Annotated in this window: 1 protein-coding gene; it reads right to left on the reverse strand. The window is 64.1% G+C overall.

Translation table 11 applies throughout. The annotated features are described in order from the left end of the window. On the reverse strand, nucleotides 1-304 hold a 304-nt coding region (locus OGV69_RS01405), incomplete at both ends, for an Ig-like domain-containing protein (RefSeq protein WP_286469011.1).

Genomic DNA, 304 nt, shown 5'->3' on the forward strand with positions numbered 1-304 from the left:
GCCAGCACCGGGGCGGTAAAGGTCCACTTGCCCTCTGACTGCACGGCGTCATAGGCGGTGCCGTTGATAATGACCTGCACCTTCGTCACATCCGCATCGATATTCCCCAGCGTGAACGCCGGGGTGGTGTCGTTCGTGATGTTGTCGCTGTTAAGGCTGCCGCTGTCTGACGCATCCGCCAGATCGATGGTCGGCACCGACAGCGTGGTGTCGACGGTGAAGGTCAGTGAGGACGTCGCGGTGTTGCCGGCGAGGTCGGTGACGGTGGCCACGATGGAGTGGTCGCCGTCGGCCAGCGCGCTGC

The organism is Citrobacter sp. Cc139, from assembly GCF_030334645.1.
Lineage (GTDB): Bacteria > Pseudomonadota > Gammaproteobacteria > Enterobacterales > Enterobacteriaceae > Citrobacter > Citrobacter werkmanii.